This window comes from Salinicola sp. RZ23, assembly GCF_003206675.1.
GTDB classification, from domain to species: Bacteria; Pseudomonadota; Gammaproteobacteria; order Pseudomonadales; family Halomonadaceae; genus Salinicola; species Salinicola endophyticus.
Window position 1 is genome coordinate 123076 of sequence record NZ_PZJK01000018.1, and the last position, 16220, is coordinate 139295.

12 protein-coding genes are annotated in these 16220 nt (G+C 56.4%); 1 reads left to right on the forward strand and 11 read right to left on the reverse strand.

What is annotated here, in order from left to right; all coding sequences use genetic code 11:
• Window positions 1-6 precede the first annotated feature (6 nt).
• From DOM67_RS18395 to DOM67_RS18405, 3 genes are read right to left on the reverse strand one after another with little or no spacing between them, the layout of a single operon-like run.
• A complete protein-coding gene (locus DOM67_RS18395; protein WP_110678616.1) occupies window positions 7-1533 on the reverse strand; it encodes a tripartite tricarboxylate transporter permease in 1527 nt (508 codons plus the stop codon).
• Between the two features lie 16 nt (window positions 1534-1549).
• A complete protein-coding gene (locus DOM67_RS18400) occupies window positions 1550-2002 on the reverse strand; it encodes a tripartite tricarboxylate transporter TctB family protein (RefSeq protein WP_110678618.1) in 453 nt (150 codons plus the stop codon).
• A gap of 31 nt (window positions 2003-2033) precedes the next feature.
• On the reverse strand, window positions 2034-2963 hold the full coding sequence (locus DOM67_RS18405; RefSeq protein WP_157958900.1) for a tripartite tricarboxylate transporter substrate binding protein: 930 nt from the start codon (window positions 2961-2963) through the stop codon (window positions 2034-2036).
• 509 nt (window positions 2964-3472) lie between these two features.
• On the opposite strand from DOM67_RS18405, the gene DOM67_RS18410 reads away from it, so the two are divergent.
• Entirely contained in the window at window positions 3473-4495 is a 1023-nt protein-coding gene (locus tag DOM67_RS18410) for a LacI family DNA-binding transcriptional regulator (RefSeq protein WP_157958901.1), read from the forward strand.
• A gap of 122 nt (window positions 4496-4617) precedes the next feature.
• Here DOM67_RS18410 and DOM67_RS18415 read toward each other — a convergent pair whose 3' ends face one another.
• The 8 genes from DOM67_RS18415 to DOM67_RS18445 form a co-directional block, all read right to left on the reverse strand.
• Window positions 4618-5694 (reverse strand): DUF6708 domain-containing protein, encoded by a 1077-nt coding sequence (locus DOM67_RS18415; RefSeq protein ID WP_110678624.1) that lies wholly within the window; start codon window positions 5692-5694, stop codon window positions 4618-4620.
• Between the two features lies 1 nt (window position 5695).
• Window positions 5696-8056 (reverse strand): T6SS effector BTH_I2691 family protein, encoded by a 2361-nt coding sequence (locus DOM67_RS18420; protein WP_280951084.1) that lies wholly within the window; start codon window positions 8054-8056, stop codon window positions 5696-5698.
• A 675-nt stretch (window positions 8057-8731) separates the two neighbouring features.
• The gene (locus DOM67_RS19870; RefSeq protein WP_348627310.1) at window positions 8732-9766 is read right to left on the reverse strand and encodes a DUF6708 domain-containing protein; all 1035 of its coding nucleotides are present in this window, start codon (window positions 9764-9766) and stop codon (window positions 8732-8734) included.
• 160 nt (window positions 9767-9926) lie between these two features.
• On the reverse strand, window positions 9927-10988 hold the full coding sequence (locus tag DOM67_RS19875) for a hypothetical protein (RefSeq protein WP_157958903.1): 1062 nt from the start codon (window positions 10986-10988) through the stop codon (window positions 9927-9929).
• Window positions 10989-11029: 41 nt separating this feature from the next.
• Window positions 11030-11977: a hypothetical protein gene (locus tag DOM67_RS19880; RefSeq protein WP_157958904.1), complete on the reverse strand. Its 948-nt coding sequence runs from the start codon at window positions 11975-11977 to the stop codon at window positions 11030-11032.
• 3 nt (window positions 11978-11980) lie between these two features.
• The gene (locus tag DOM67_RS18435) at window positions 11981-14719 is read right to left on the reverse strand and encodes a T6SS effector BTH_I2691 family protein (RefSeq protein WP_110678630.1); all 2739 of its coding nucleotides are present in this window, start codon (window positions 14717-14719) and stop codon (window positions 11981-11983) included.
• A 1-nt stretch (window position 14720) separates the two neighbouring features.
• On the reverse strand, window positions 14721-15539 hold the full coding sequence (locus DOM67_RS18440; RefSeq protein ID WP_110678632.1) for a DUF4123 domain-containing protein: 819 nt from the start codon (window positions 15537-15539) through the stop codon (window positions 14721-14723).
• A gap of 9 nt (window positions 15540-15548) precedes the next feature.
• Window positions 15549-16220, reverse strand: a 672-nt coding sequence (locus tag DOM67_RS18445; protein ID WP_157958905.1) for a DUF2345 domain-containing protein, incomplete at its 5' end; no start/stop codon positions are given.

A 16220-nucleotide genomic window follows, 5' to 3' on the forward strand; every position in this document is an offset into this window, starting at 1 on the left:
GATCCCTTATTCGGAAACGGGTTGAGCGGAGGCAGCTTCGCGGCGAGTCGCGACTCTCGCCCGCCACTCGAGCACGCCCGCCGTCACTGTCCAGATCAGAAATAGCCCGATCAGCACGAACAGCGTGGTGGCGATAGCGCTATGGGTGAAGAACGACAGGAAGTCGCCCCGCGAGATCAACAGCCCCCGGCGCAGCGAACTCTCCAGCGCCGGCCCCAGAACCATGCCGATCACCAGCGGTGCCAGCGGATAGCCGCCGCGGCGCAGCACATAGGCGAGAATGCCGGTCAGCGCCGCGACCACCAGGTCCAGCGGATTGCCACGTACCGACACGGCACCGATGAAGCTGAACATCACGATGCCGCCCATGACGAAGCCCAGCGGCAGCTTGAACAGATAGCGGAACAGGCCGATGGAGGGCTTGCTCAGAACCAGCATGGCGACGTTGACGATGATCAGCACCACGAACAGCGCGTAGACCGTCTGCGCCTGGTCCTGCATCAGCCGCACCCCCGGGGTGATGCCGTGGATCACCATGGCGCCCATCATCATCGCCGTGACCACATCGCCGGGGATGCCCAGCGCCAGGGTGGGAATGAAGGCACTGCCGGTCACCGCATTGTTGGAAGATTCCGAGGCGATGATGCCGTCCGGCTCACCCTTGCCCAGATTGGCCCGCCGCGGCGACAGCTTCTGCGCCGCGGCATAGCTGATGAAGGCCGCCGCGGCTGCGCCGGTACCCGGCAAGGCGCCGACGAAACTGCCGATGAAAGAGCCGCGTACCAGTTCGATCAGGCGTCGGCCGATCTCGCGCAGGCCGGGAAAGCGCAGCCGTGCCTCCGGGATGATGGTGGCCTCCTCGTCCCGTGCGGAGAAACGCACGAAGACTTCCGACAGCGCGAAGGCGCCCACCACCACGGGAATCAGATCCAGCCCGGAGCTGAGCGCATAGGAGCCGAAGGTGAAGCGGTCGGCGCCGGTGATGGGATCGCTGCCGACCGTCGAGAAGAAGAAGCCCATCATCCCGCAGACAAGGCCCTTGAGCAGGCTGCCGCGTGAGATCCCGACGATGCAGAGCATCGCCAGGCAAACCAGTGCGAAAACCTCGATAGAGCCGAAGTTGACCGCAAACTTGGCCAGTTGCGGGGCGCAGAAGATCAGCAGCACGCAGGAGAACACGCCGCCGAAGAACGAGGCGAAGGTCGCCCAGCCGAGTGCTTCGTCGACCCGGCCCTGCTGGGTCATCGGATAGCCGTCGAATGTCGTCGCCGCCGACTGCGGCGTGCCGGGCGTATTGATCAGAATCGCGGTGATCGAACCGCCGTAGACCGAACCGCAGTAGACACCGATCAACAGCGCCATGCTGGTGATGACATCCATGCCGAAGGTGAACGGCAGAAAGATCGTCAAGCCCACCACCGAGCCCAGCCCGGGCAGCCCGCCGATGATGATACCGGCCCAGGTGCCGATCACGATGGCGAGCAGCGCCTGCCAGGTGAAGGCGTCACCGGCCGCTGCCAGGATCACGTCCATCTCAGATTCCCCTTCGTCAAACCAGACCACTCGTCAACAGCGCCGGCAGGCGAATCAGCAGCACATGATGGAACAGGAACCACAGCCCGCCACCGATCACGACGGTTCCCAGCAACAGTGGCAACGGCCGCCGGATTCGAAACAGCCATAGCGTCAGCGCCACCAGCGGCAGCACCGGGATCAGGAAGCCGAGACTCGCCGTGGCCACCGCCGCGATCAGCACCGCCGCCATCAGCAGCGGTAGCGGCGAGCGCGCCCTTAGCGCCTGCGTCTTGCGTTGCCTCGGTGCTGGGTGAATCAGCTCGCCAATCAATATCGCCAGGGCCATCACACACCAGATCGTGAGCACGATACGCGGTACCAGCATGGCGCTCTCGGGCCCCTGCCAGGCGGTGATCGAGAGCCCTGCGCCGGCCACCAGCAGCGCCAGTGCGGTCAGGACCCGAGGATGCATCAAGGTTGCCAACATGGATCGCGACTCCTGGTGATGGGTGGACGGATTACGGCATCAACCCGGCATCCTCGAGCACCTGCTTGTTGGCCTCGAAGCGCTTCTGAACGAATGCCTTGAAATCATCCGGCCCAAGATAGGCGATGTTCGCCTTGGCCTTGTCGGCAAAGGCTTTGAACTTGTCCGATTCGACCGTGGCCTTGCACGCCTCGGCGTACTGCTTGGCACGCTCGTCCGAGATGCCCTTGGGCGCGACGACGCCCTGCCAGACCGAGAAATCCAGCGCCGGCAGGCCGAGCTCTTCGATCGTCGGCACGTCTTCATAACCCGCGACGCGGTGATCGGCGAATACCGCCAGCGGGCGCAGATCGTAGTTCTCGAGGATGGTTTCGGTATCCGCCATGATCTGGATCTCGTTGCCGGCCAGCGCGTTCATCGCCGGACCCGAGCCGCTGTAAGGCACGTGTTCGGCCTTGAGATCACTGTTGACCACGGTCGCCGCCATGGCGAGATGCGGCAGCGTCCCCGGACCGGAGGAGCCATAGAGGAACGGCTGGTCCTGGGATTTCTCCACCAGCTGCTGGAACGAGGTGATATCGGAGGACTTCGAGACCATCAGGAACATCGGGTTGGAAACGGTGCGGCAGACGTAAGTGAAGCTGTCCGGACCGTAGGGCAACTTCTTCAGCGAGGGCTGGATCGACAGCGCACCGGCAGGCTCGTAGCCGATGATATTGGGGTTGCCCTCGCTGTTGGCGACCTCCGCCGTGCCCACCGTGGCACTGGCACCGGCGACATTGCGCACCACCGACGTGACGCCCAGCTGTTGCGAAAAGGTCGGCTCGAAGCTGCGGGCGATGATATCGGTAGCGCCACCTGCCGCGAACGGCACGATGATCTCCAGATTGTCGGCCGCCACGGCCGCGTGAGAGGTGCCGATCAGGGCCAGGGCGGCCAGGGAATAACGCAGTGACTTCATGGTTGGCTCCATTTCGTAGCGCTGCGAAAAAAACCGAAACCAGCGCTGCCGTTAGATAATTGGTCTCATTCGCGACCATTCAGGAGAATTCATTTTCGACATGACCTAAAATCGTAGCGCTACGAATGGACGCTAACAACGCGTCGACATCGTCCATTCGTCGTAGGCTCCGACCCAAGTCATGGTCCGGGCGCAGCGCTTTCCTTTCACGAAGCGTTGCACCAGACCCGTTACACTAGGCGCTGTCTGAAAAGTCGACGAGCGAAGGCCAGACCGGGGCGCGTAGCTAAGGCAAAAATCGATGAAAACGGACCGGGCTGGCGCTCCAGTTTACGCGGTGTAAATGAGCCTCTTGACCAAGCTGACGCACCAGCCGATTTTCAACGCCGTATGGGCGAGCGCAGTCAGTTTTCAGACAGTGCCTAGCGTGTGGGCCCCAAAGGGGAACGAAGAAAAATTCATCGGCTGATTCGACCCGAGCGCGGGGTCGGAGACGAGGTAACGGAATCTTGGCCAAACGACGACGACGCGGTTCGCAGCGCGTCACCATGGGGGAGGTCGCCAGACTGGCAGACGTGTCACCAAGCACGGTGTCACTCTATCTACGTCGTCCGGACGAGGTCTCCCCTGGGCGCGCCGAGAAGATCCAGGCGGCCATCGACCGGCTGGGCTACCTGCCCAACACCATGGCCGGCGGGCTGGCATCGTCGCGCTCCAACGTGATCGGCGTGCTGGTGCCCACCATCACCAACTCGTTCTTCTCGGAGACGCTGGAAACCCTCGAGCGCCATCTGCGAAGCGCCGGTTATCAACTGCTGATCGGCAACACCGAATTCGACGACTCGCGGGAAGAGGAGCTGATTCGCTCGATTCTGAGCTGGAACCCCGCCGGCCTGGTGCTGACCGGCTTCCTGCACACCCGCAAGTCGCTATCGGTGCTGGCCAACAACGATACGCCCATCGTCGAGATGTGGGACTACGGCCAGCCGGGGCTGGACATGGTGGTGGGATTCTCTCACCACACCTGTGGCCGCCTGGTGGCCGAGCACATGCTGCGGCAGGGACGCCGACGGATGGCGTTCGTCAGCACCAACTTCCAGCGCGACGTGCGTGCGCGGGATCGCTACCACGGCTTTCGAGAGACAGTGGAAGCCGCCGGCGGGACGGTCAAACTGCGGGAGCTGAGCGGACGCAGCCACGCCGAGGAGACCGGGCGGCTGACTCGAGCGCTGATGCAGGATCATCCGGAGATCGAAGCCATTGCCTGTTCCAACGACATGGTGGCGCTCGGCGTGCTGTGCGAGTGCCAGCGACAGAAGTGGGATATTCCTGGCCGCATCGCCCTTGCCGGCTTCGGCAACCTGGACTTCACCACCAGCACCGTCCCCCCGCTCACCACCATCGAACCGCCACGCCGTGAGATCGGCCAGCACACCGCCCGGCTGCTACTGGCCAGTCTCGCCAGCGAACTCCCGGAGGCGGAGAAACGTCTGGACCTGGGGGTGAGGCTGGTGGAACGAGAGAGCGTTTGAGGGCACCGGTGGCACGAAAAAAGAAACATACGCCCACTATCGAACCCGCTCCGATCAGATTCAGAGCGGGTGCTGACAGGCTGCGTCAGTTGGGCGCCGCTCGCCGCTGTCGCCCCAGAGAATTAAAAATATCCCCGGAAGCAGAAGTACAGGATCGTTAGCACCTCTGCCCAGCCAAGCAGATAGCAGAACAGCGGCCAGAGAATTTCCTTGGTGCTAAGCGGAGGCTCGGTTTGACGATTGCGTACGTAGGGATCGTCCGGTGCGACCCGGCATTTCTCCTCGACCCACTCAGGCCAACGCGGCACGCGGCAGGTCCACTTTGCGATGAGCCGGCCTGTGCCTGTCCAAGTAATCGCCATTGCAAGAATCACCTGTAGAATGCGGCTGTCTGCAATTACCTGCGTGGCCTGGATCAACGAGTGGATGAAACTCTCACGTTTGCCATCCAGATCCAGCAAGCGCTGGTCGACCTGATAGGCCTGAATATAGCCGTCAGGTTCCTCCATATAGCGGCGCACCAGCTCCCAGATTTCCAGTACGCCCTTCATACCTTTGAAGCCTTCGTACTTGAAGAAGACGAGGTGATAAAGCATATTGCCGTTGCGATCGCGTACGTATCCGCGAATTTCCTCACGCGACATACCTCGGCGATCCTGGGACTTCGTCGCTTCGCTAGTGTAAAACTGAATATCGTCCCAATTCATGGTGACGACACCCATATCCTGCGACCAGGCGTAGACCTTGCGATCACGGCGATTGAATCGCATAGGATAGTGAGTCTTGCGAAACATATCCCAACGCACAAGTGTATTCAGGCAAGGCCCAGCTATAAACAAGAAGACTAAAACCGCCAACCATACAAAAATATGTACAATTAGAGGAAGGCGCTCACCGTGAAAAAAAATAACATAGAGCAATGCGCCCATGCCCACTACGATCGGCACTAGGGCCATAAGCCCAAAAAAAGACGCGCCCCCCCTCAAACGACTGCCAGAATCAACAATTTCGATATAAGCGGAGCTACTGGATATCACCGAGTCATTGAACAGCGGTTTTTCACAGCCTTTTGTCGCGCATCTTTTATCTAAAAGCTGTACCTTACCCCCAAGCCCTCTCAACCTGGACATTGTACTTGAAAAGCCCCAATTGGCCTTTATAATCAGATTATAAATATCCTTGGCATTCTTGGATCGCATATCACTTTTCCTTGTGAGTTATTCCTTCAAGCTGCTTCAACTCGGATTCCAATTTAGCACTACCCAATCCCAGACTGCCACGCTCACCAAAGGCACATTCAGCAAGCCATTCCTGCAAATCATCTTCTATAAACCACAGAGCACTTGCTGCTGCAGCAAATGCAATAAGGCCCAGCACTAACCCAGTCCACCACAGGGTTATCGCCAGAGTGGCGAGAATGCCGGTACCACCGGCAGCAGAAGCGGCGGAACCGATACCTGCCAGAAACAAAACAACACCAGCGCTGACAGTAAAGGCTCCGGATGTTAAGTACAGAGAACCAATTACCACTTTATCTTCACCGATTTTTTCAACACCCTCCCAGATATCCATAAACCCGAGGATTAGACCACCGGCCAGGCCAAGGCGAGCTCCCCATCTCAGGAAAAACCGGCTGGCCCCGGCCAGAAGATGATCCGACGCGACAAACACTTTTCGTGCATGCTCTAGCGTCTTACCTACAAGCTCAGCAGCACCGCCGGCCAGAGCGAGTCCCATTCCGGCCAAACGCCCCTGAGCGCGAAGCCCCGCGTCCAGAATGCTGTTCATCTTGCCAAGCTGATCGTTCAGGCTGACATAAGCCAGCGCTACGCCCACGATACCCGCCGAAAACTCCAGCCTTTCTCGACTTGTCAGGCTTATTGCCCTGGCTGGCGAAGACGTTTCCGCCATAAAGTCCTCGAGTGGAGTGAGGTCTATCTGGCGTATATCGAACATCACAGGGGGCTCCCCGTTGACCGCGATGAGCGAGCGCGTTTCCACCCGGACCTTCTGCTGAAATTGATGTAGCTCACTCTCACCCCAATCGGGGTGGATCAACTTGAGCGGCTCGCGCGTTCGGGATAGGGCTTCCTCGAACGTCACGCTGACTTGGGTGATCTGAACCGAGCTTCCCGAGATCATCCCCAAGGTGAGCAGAAGTGGCATCGGGTTCTGTGCTTTTGCCACGACACTTTGCATCGGCCCCAGCACATGGCCGAGCATTCTGGCGGGTGAGGAAACTTCGTCGGGGTAATCTTCCGTCAGCCCAAGATAAGCGGCAATCAATGGCCCCCAAGGTAAGGTGGCAGGGTTGTTGGGTTTGGCACCGAAATCGACATCGCTCGCTGCCATGATCTGTTCGACCAGGGCCTGCTGATTGAGGCACATGCCTCTCAGCAGCAGGTTGCTATTGTCGATCTCGCTCGCCGACAGCCATTCGACATACTGTTTGAACGCAGGCGCGTAGCTTTGGGTACCCAGCAGTACGAAAGAGATCACGGAGACGAAATTGATACCCGACTCGACGTTCGCATCATCGAAGCGGCTATTGAGATAGATCAGCAGGGGATTGCCGGTCAGCCAGCTCACATAGGCCGATGCCAGTGGCTGCATATTCTCTTTATCGTAATCCGATAGCTGCGGACGATAGGTGTTCTCCATCCAGTGATCGGGCTCGCCGGGCCGTAGCTTGTCGCCATACTTGTCCCAGGCATCGTTGGCGGCCTCTTCGAGTTCAGACTCACTGATGCTCTTGTAGGCGGCCAGCCGCGTGGCCTCGACCTCTTGCCGATAAGCGGGATCTTCCTTCTGCCGGCGCTCGAAATTGGCTTTGGCTGCATGTGCCATGCCCGGTGGACCACCATAAGTGCGGTAGTACTCATGTTCGAGCCGCTCCTCGACGATCTTATTGGCGCGCTGCATCCGCGCTCGCTCCCGGAAGCCGTCTCGCAGCGCATTAACAATCCCCGCCGTCACGAACGGGCGCTTGATCGCTTCCTGCTCGTTGAACTCATTTTCTCGCTCGGCGAGTAACGCGGCGAGATCGCTGGTCACGCCAGCCGGATCGTCGAGCACGAACAGCGCCGGGGTCATCTCACTCTTCTCGTCACCCTGCTGGGCCTGGCGTTGCGACCACTCGATGAATCCGTCGACATCGTCGCGAATCCCGTTGATGGACGCCAGGCTGTGGCTAAGGGCACTCACTTCCGGGCTCTGGCTCGCGTCACTGCTGCCCGTATCGCTCGATTGGCGACGTACCCAGGGGAAGTTGGCCTCGGCCACCAGCTCCCCGAGTTCATTCAGCGGGCGGGTATAGTCCGCCGCGCCGCCTTTCCACTGCGTCAGGGAGAGCCTGCGCATGGCGTCACGCCGGCCGGCCGTGTTGGCGGCATGTTCTTTCCACATGCGCTTGGTCCAGCGGTCATCCGAGAAGGCGATATACAGCTCCGTGGCGTCCTTGGCCGACGGTACCGTGATGCAACGCCTTGGATAGACATGCTCAGGAGTGCCGCGGTAGGGAAAATCGTCATCGTCGGCCGGTGTGTGGGTATCAGCATCAATCGGTCAAGGTACGTCAGAAGCAAGCGCCAGCAGCTCGTCATGAGAAACGTCGACATATTCGATCAAGTAATCGTCCCCGCCGACAACATCTCCCCTACCACCACGGCGAGCGTCATTGAAGACAGGTCAATGGCTGCCTGCCTTGCGCATCTCAATCAAAATCGCCGAACCTTATAACCGTCAACATCTTCTGCTCCCTCAACCTGATACTTTTGACAGACAGCCACTTTATTGTGAAAACGGTTTGACCGTAAACCTAACTGCTTCGCCTGAGTCATTCGTGTACTTAGAAACCTCACACTCATCTAGGGATTCCAACCGTTCACCTGAGTTGACTTCCGCCTTATAAAAAGAAGTATGATTAGGATCACTAGACCCAATAGACCCAAGCTATTGATGCAACTTGGCTGCCCCAGTGGCCAGCACTTCCCCCTTGCTTTTGAAAGCAATGCTCACATGACCTTCTGGGGGAGGGCCCATGACTGGGGCAGTTGCAACGACAACAGCCTTTGCATCATCTGACTTGTAGAAGATGTTGCCAGGCTCGCACTCGAGAATACTTACGACGGCTTCCACCTTATCAGGCTGATCCTCTTCGCAGCCCGACAAGAAAACCAAAAGCCCACACAAAAGAAATACGCCTATACTTTTCAAAACAAAGTCTCCCAAGAGCACCTAAAACCCAACGAAACCTGAGCCACTCTCAAACACACTCTTGTTGAAATTTTCTTTTTCGAGAAGACGCTTATAGAAAATATCATTACTCAAAAACTGGCCGATTCTTTCAGGCTCTGTCCAGACAGGCGATCTTTGAGAACGAGAAGCACATGAGGCCTCGACAAATTCCGGCCACTTTGGCTCACGGCATGATTTCAAAGCCAACCACTGAGTAATGACCAAGGAAAACACAAGCGGATAGTAAAAAAAGAAAAGCTTATAGCGTAGAGACACCAAGAGAGAAGGAAGATTCGAAACAACTCTAACCAAACAGTTTCTAATGCTCACTCGTGTCGAATAATAAATAAACTCATCTCCAGAGGCAGGGGCCGCAGCTTGGGGGCCATGCTCCATATATTTTTCCAAGAAACACCAAAGAGAGAGTATGCGATAAATCTCATCTCGATGGAAAAAATTGCCTACCGAAAAGGTATCTACAATCGTAGAGCCATTTAATACATGCCCTCTCAGGGTGCATACCTTGCCTGTGCCGTCCGTCCCTATATGCCAATACACATCTCTCCAATCCAGAGCCAAGACCCCGCCAAACTCTTCGCTCCTGAACACAAAAACCTTACCCGTCACCCTGTTGAATCGAACAGGAAAATACCTCCAAGAAAAAAAGTCATATCTAAGGTACGTTTGCCAGAGAAACCAGCTTCCTCCACCTACGATAACGACAAAGATAAAAGCAAAAACCAGTAAAAATACGACATCGATTGATTGCGACAGACAATCAGACAAAAGCATAAAAAGGACAGAGGCTCCGCAAGCCAAAAGCACGAAGACTCCCAGTAGACAGACGAGCGTTTTCGCCATTCCTCTTTGGCGCTCACTACAGTCTGTCATCTCGCAAAACTCAGAATTAAAACGAATGAGCGCACCATAAGGATCTGGCAGATAAGAAGAAGCCTTCTCCAGTAGAAAATGAGAGCGCATTTCTTCTTGAGATATGCGTCTATTGATCTTATGGGCTCTACATCGAGAGAACATGACCACACTCACTTTTCCCGATTGCAATATCGTACAGCAGGAAAGATTCTGCCTTGCAAAATAAAAATCAAACTGCGTCGCACCAGCGTTTCAAATCACTGCAAGCCCGCTACACCTAACAGGCAATCAAGTCGACATTTTATACAAACAAATTTCGCCATCAGCGATTGGAGAGGACGATCTCCGGACCACATTCATCGACAATCTCTTGAGACCATTGAGGCACCTTGCAATACTTGCAGCAAAAGTAATGCCCCGCACCACCAACCACCTTGGGAATAAAGGTGACCACACTCATCAAAACAGACAACAGCTTAATAACTAGCGATTTTGACTTCACCTTAGGGTCAACAACTTCCATTGCCTGCCTGAAACTAGGCTTGAGGGAAACATAGTCGTCTTCTTTGGGCTCATCCAAGCCACTAATATCCTGCAAGGTCATAAACTGACGAACATACTCGAATTGGTAACTCAACCAACGCTCCGTCATGCTCCCAGTAACATGATCTAAATTAATCATTTCTTCGCCGATAGAAAAGCTATCCAGCACACCATCGTACTCATTCAGTACATAACCGCGCACCTCATAGTCGCGCCCCTCGGGCCCTCCTGCCCGTTTTGGCACGATACAATAGGTACAGCGACGCCACGAATAGGTGACAGGCTGGCCATCGTGAATACTAAAAAAGTGAACATTCCCCGTGCGACGATTAAATGTAACAGGAGATATAGCATAGCCTTTAACCTCTTTCCAAGCTAGCCAAAAAAAGCCAAAAGCTAAAGGCAATCCCATCAGTGCAAAAACAGGTATCACCCACAAAGGCATGGGAGTGTAAAATGGAAAGCTAGCAAAAAAAAAGAAAAGGCATAAAACAACCACCCCTCCACCTCCACACCAGCCAAGATAAATCCCTCTCCGCTCAAACTCAGAATCGGCGACTGCAAGTACTTCATTACTATATAATAGCGTTAGTCGCGTAGGCCGAGCATTGTCAGCAGCCGGTTCACCTAGAGAGAAACGCCGTTCCTTGCCGTCAGCAGGGAGCTCGAATTGGTACTTAGGGATCATCCCCAGGCTTTTCAAAATCTGAAGCCGCCTCTTCATATCTCTCCCCATAGCGTCAACTAACTTCTCGCGCATCCAAACACGCAGGAGATGCCCCACACTCGAATGAGGGACATGCACCAGGGTTTTTAAAAAGCACACGAGGCGAACCGGCATCCTATATTACTCATGCTAGCTCGCCCTACAAAACGAGATCTCTAGCGATTAGAGAGAACTATCTCCGGACCACATTCATCGATGATCTCTTGAGACCACTGCGGCATTTTGCAGTACTTGCAACAGAAGTAATGTCCCGCACCACCAACCACCTTAGGCACGAATATTACAGCATTAATAAAAACAAAAAGAAGCTTAACCACAAGAGACTTTGGCTCAGCTTTGGGTTGCACCAAGTTCATGGACTGTTTGAAGCTGGGCTTGAGGGAAACATAATCCTCTTCCTCGGGCTCATCTAAGCTACTTATGTCCTGCAATGTCATAAACTGACGAATATATTCATAATGGCAACTAAGCCAGCGCTCTACGAACCCGTCAGACCTTCGCCCTAGATTGATAACTTCTTCTCCGATGGAGAAACTATCTATGACACCATCATATTCGTTAAGAACGTAACCACGCAATTCATGATAACTTCCCTCAGGACCACCATTTCGCTTGGGCACGATGCAATATGTACAACTATCCCACGGATAAGTCACCGGTTGCCCATCGTGGATACTAAAGAAATGCACGTTACCCGTGCGACGGTTAAAAACAACGGGAAAAATGGCGTAACGCTTAATCTCCTGCCAGGCCAACCACAAAACGCCAACCGCAAGAGGCAAAATTATCAAGGCAAATACAGGGATTGCCCAAAAGGGAGCGAGAGGATAAATAAATGGCAAGCTTGCCATGGCTAGAAACCAGGCAATCAAGCTTCCCCCGACCACCACCCCCAAACTCAGATAAAGCCCTCTCCGCCGAAACTCAGAATCAGCAAAGCTCAGCAGACTACCGCTAAAAAACAAAGTAACTCGAGATGGCCAAGCTTCTTCAGCAGCTGGACAATCAAGGGGAAAGCGCTTTTCCCTACCATTAGAGGGAAGTTCAAATTGGTACTTAGGAAGCATCCCTACGCTTTTAAATATCCTATCACGCTTCGTCATGTGCTATCCTCTAAAGACGCCTTCAAGATCTTTCTGAGATTCTTCTATAGTCAAAAACCTTTCTCCACCACCATAAAAGCAATGGCTCAGCCATTGCTGCGCTTTTGAATCCAGCAACAGGCCTATTAGAAAGTTGATAGCCAACACAGCCAAGATAAAAAGCACGCCAAGCAATGAGAACACACCAGAGGCTATCGCAATGTAACCAAGAGCAATACCACCTGCAGCCGAAGCCCCATAAAGAAAAGACAGCCCCATATTCCCCTTTTTAAACTCTTCGAATGCATGTAGCCCATCGTATACAGCAAAGACGAAAGCCACGCCCGCGCCTAAGGCGCGACCAAGCACACCAATACCGCTCGAAATATTTAGTACACGACTTGAAATTCTTCGCCCTGCTGACTCCAGACCTTTAACACCCGCTTCTACTGTCTCGCACAGGCCACCGACGACACCGGCCAGTGAGGCCCAGAATTTTACCGATAGCTCGCGGCGGCTGAATGAATTGGCACTATCCAGTGCCTTGCCCGCGTAGTACCAGGAGATGCCAGAGAAGAACAAGGAGACCGCATTCATTCTGACTTCGCCATTCATGGCTTGCTGGAAGCCCGGCATGATGCCTTCGCGAATGTTACGCGGGGTCAGAACGATAGGTTCACGAGAGCGCAAGATTCTCTCCGCTGTCGAGCGCCCGGCCCCCTGGCCGTCACCGATTGCCGCCAGGCGTGCGCGATCCACGAACACGAAGTGCTGAGAGCCGAGCTGATCGTATTGGCCTGTTCTTTTTAGCATCTCTCGCAGCGCACGCTGCATCTGAAGTCGGCTGGGCCGTTTGTTCGCCGGGATGGCCAGACGCATTTCCTCAGCCAGGAGATTGACGAACTGCGTAGGCGTGCCCCTCAAGGGGCGCTCCACAATCCATTGATCGGTGGAGAACATCGATGCCATCAGATAGAGGTTCTTCGCAGTACCGTCGACCCCCTGGGAGAGTAACTTGGCAACCGGCGCCCCCGAATGATAGATCAGCCTGGTGAAGGCGTTGCGTCCCGCGGTTTCGCTCGTTTCCGGGTTCAGCATCGCTTTGGCGCTTTTCTGCCATGCGGCGTTGAATTTGTCGAGAATCGTCACAGCGCTTTGTACGGTCAGGGGCGGCGCGCTATCGATCTCCGCCAGGTGGTCATCCTGGTTATGCCCGAGGCTGCGTAGCAACGGGTTTTCAGGGTCGGTGGGGTTACCCGCACTTGCCCATGTCCTCAGTATTTCGGCACACTCCTCCCGATCAGAGGCATCGTCAATGCAGTCGACGAAGTGGTTGACATAGTTCACCCCGGAATCGAGTTCGTCCGTCCGATAATCCGAGGAGAAAATCCTTTTCAGATCGGGAGAGTCCAGCCAGGTCGCGTGATCTTGAGAGAGCGGTATATCTATCGACTCGGAATCGGCTTTGAGGGTTTCCTTGACACTTTGATAGTCGTCTTCAATTTGCTTGTCAGTCCGCGCCAGGAACTTCTGCCCTTCCCGGGTTTCCTCCCAGGCAGCCTGCCTAACCTCCTTGATACTCTCATCGGTCAGTCGCTCCGAGGTGGCCTCCTTGTGCGCTATCCTGGCTGCAATAATGTCGTTTTCTTCTTGTAATTCATCCCTGAATCGCAACTGTTGCTCACTCGGGCCTACCATTTCTATCCGCGCGTTGATTTGCTGCAACTGTAGCTCATTGTATTCCAGCATTTCTGGATCACGCAGCAGCACGGATTGCCGTTGGCGCTTTTCGGCTTGGTTCCCCACTGACTCGCGTATGGTTTGTATCCCCGCCCAGGATGATAGCCGCCAACTGAAACGCTGCAGCGACGCTGACACCGCCTGAATCTGTTCGGCGTTGAGCTCGACGGTGATGCCCCGCGGGTCGTGAGTCGCGAAGAGAATGGCGCGGCCCTGCGATTTACGCTCAGCTGTCTCGATCAGATCGTCGGCTTCGATGGCGCGCCAGTGGAACGGATAGACGGATTCGAACTCAGCAGTGTTCTGCGGATCATCCTCATCGGCCACGGTGCTGCGAAAGCTCTGCCAAGCGTTGTGCCTATATTCACTCACCCAGTCACTCACCGCTGAAAGCGGCGCGGTGTGTGGCTGGCCAGCGGCGGGGGAGATACACAGAGACGGGTTGAGCGACTGCATGCGTGCCGCGGGGTCCTGGGCGATGCGGGCGCGGATGCTCTCGTCCCAATCGGTATCCGAAAATGCCAACCAGGCCTGGGTGACCTTCTCTGGCTGGCTGATGGTCACGCAGCGCGCCATCTGCCAGTCGCTGGAACGTCGGCACGCCTCGCTTTTTTCCATGTTGGGCGTCAGATGGCCGTCGAGCGGTATCGGCATGAAGTTGCTATCGCTGGTGACGCGATATTTGCGCCATATCACGCCATCGGCATCGCCACTGGGGAAGTGCATGTAGAAATAGCCAGCGCGCATGCTGCGTAGAATATAGGTCGCACGCTGCATGGCTTTATCCAGAACGCCCTCGCCGAAATTGCCGCCACTGGTGATGGGTGCGAGGCCGCTGATGCTATGGACATGGCTCTCTGCGATCGCCGAATAACGCACCGGCAGAATTACCAGACCAGGGGACTTCTGGCACATCTGGCAATCGCTGCAACCGCCGGTCTCGGCAGAGGTATCGGTGTTCCCACCGGACGTATTGGCGACCGCCGTCGCAACCGCTTCGTTGATGTCTGGAATCGCACTCATGCTACGTCGTTTCCCGGTTGATCAATTGTTCCTGAATGGTTTCCCAGCGGGCCTGAGGCCAATTGCCGGTCACGTGTCGATAGGTTGTCTCACCGTTCGCCAGCGCCATGGCGTTTGCGATATCGGGGTGCCGGATGATGTCGGGATGGATCAACAACTCATGCAGCGCCAGCGCGACGCGATCTTGCAGATCACTCAGTCCTAGCGCTTGCCCATGGTCTAGACAGGCGGCAACCCGTTTACCGGCGTCGCGGTCGTCGCGTGGTGCCTGGGGGTCGTGAGCGCGCCACTGCTGCAGGCAGGCGCGCAGGGTGGGCAGCTCATTCAAGCGGCGCGTCTGGGTGTCGTCGAGTGTCAGTCGCAGCCAGTGAGGCGCTTGCGGCTCATTGCTGATCTCGACCCACTGCGACGACGCATCCAGAAACGTCCAACGTGAGACTCTGCCCAACAGGGAGTGCAACTGATCTGGTGCGAGAATCCAGCGGAGATGCGTCATGACGCGGGGGTCAAAGTAGCGGCAATACATCCAGCGCGATGCGGGCATGGCCGCAAGGCAGTATCGGCTCAACTGGTCTCTGAGCACATCCGCTTCGACGTCGGCCCACAGCAGCGCGCAGACTGTCGGCGGCATGTCTCGTCGCGACACGTTTTGCGCCTGCGCCTTGATCGTCTCCAACGAGGCCTTGCCGATACGATAAAGGTGCGGCGTCAGCCCATGCAGGTCCGGCCTGCGCCGTGGCAACAAGGGACCGATAGGCTCGCAGTCGTCACCGAGCGCCAGTGGCCCGTTCAAGTGATCGTGGAGCAACCAAGCTGTCATGACAGTACCTCAGCCATCCACCAGCGATGAACCACGGTTCGCGGCGCCTTGGTGCTTCGTCGCGCAATCTGACCCCTCCGGCAACTCGGGCATGGCCGCGTCCAGGCTCGCGGGGCCACCGAAGACATGCTGGGCGCCCTTGATATCGATCTTGCCGGGGCCGTGGACGTCGATATTGCCGCCTTCTATGCGGATATAGCCCCCACCACTGTTCAATAGGATGCCGTTGGCAGCGTTGATCTCGACCCGCCCTTCGGTGGAGGTAATCTTGACGTCCTTCTCGGCGGTCAGCGCCATCTCGTCGCTCTGCGCCTGCACTTCGACCTTGCCGCGGGCCGCGAACAGCTTCATGCCGGCGCGATAGACGAACAGCGAGAGCTTCTCGGAAATCGAGGCGACCAGGCTCTTGCCGGTGGCGACGTTGACGTCCTCGCCGCTGGAGACACTCAGCGAGCGGCCCTGGGCCAGGTGGGTCGATTCCGGCGTGCTCATCGTGATGCCGGCGGGTGAGGCCATATGCAGCCACGGCGCTTTCATGCGTGCCGCTTCGCCGCGGCCACCGCTGTCGGTGGCACCACGGGCGTTATCCTGCTTGGCATCCGCAAGCTGTTCGCTGTTGCCGTAGGTATCGTCGGCGTCTTCGCCCGCCTGCTTGAGGTGCTCGCGCGCGTCGAGGGCGTC

What these genes read in the sequence shown, in the direction of transcription:
- DOM67_RS18395 (WP_110678616.1), bottom strand. Translation starts at nt 1,533, where the DNA reads ATGGACGTGATCCTGGCAGCGGCCGGTGACGCCTTCACCTGGCAGGCG.
- DOM67_RS18400 (WP_110678618.1), bottom strand. Translation starts at nt 2,002, where the DNA reads ATGTTGGCAACCTTGATGCATCCTCGGGTCCTGACCGCACTGGCGCTG.
- DOM67_RS18405 (WP_157958900.1), bottom strand. Translation starts at nt 2,963, where the DNA reads ATGAAGTCACTGCGTTATTCCCTGGCCGCCCTGGCCCTGATCGGCACC.
- DOM67_RS18415 (WP_110678624.1), bottom strand. Translation starts at nt 5,694, where the DNA reads ATGCGATCCAAGAATGCCAAGGATATTTATAATCTGATTATAAAGGCC.
- DOM67_RS19870 (WP_348627310.1), bottom strand. Translation starts at nt 9,766, where the DNA reads ATGTTCTCTCGATGTAGAGCCCATAAGATCAATAGACGCATATCTCAA.
- DOM67_RS19875 (WP_157958903.1), bottom strand. Translation starts at nt 10,988, where the DNA reads ATGCCGGTTCGCCTCGTGTGCTTTTTAAAAACCCTGGTGCATGTCCCT.
- DOM67_RS19880 (WP_157958904.1), bottom strand. Translation starts at nt 11,977, where the DNA reads ATGACGAAGCGTGATAGGATATTTAAAAGCGTAGGGATGCTTCCTAAG.
- DOM67_RS18435 (WP_110678630.1), bottom strand. Translation starts at nt 14,719, where the DNA reads ATGAGTGCGATTCCAGACATCAACGAAGCGGTTGCGACGGCGGTCGCC.
- DOM67_RS18440 (WP_110678632.1), bottom strand. Translation starts at nt 15,539, where the DNA reads ATGACAGCTTGGTTGCTCCACGATCACTTGAACGGGCCACTGGCGCTC.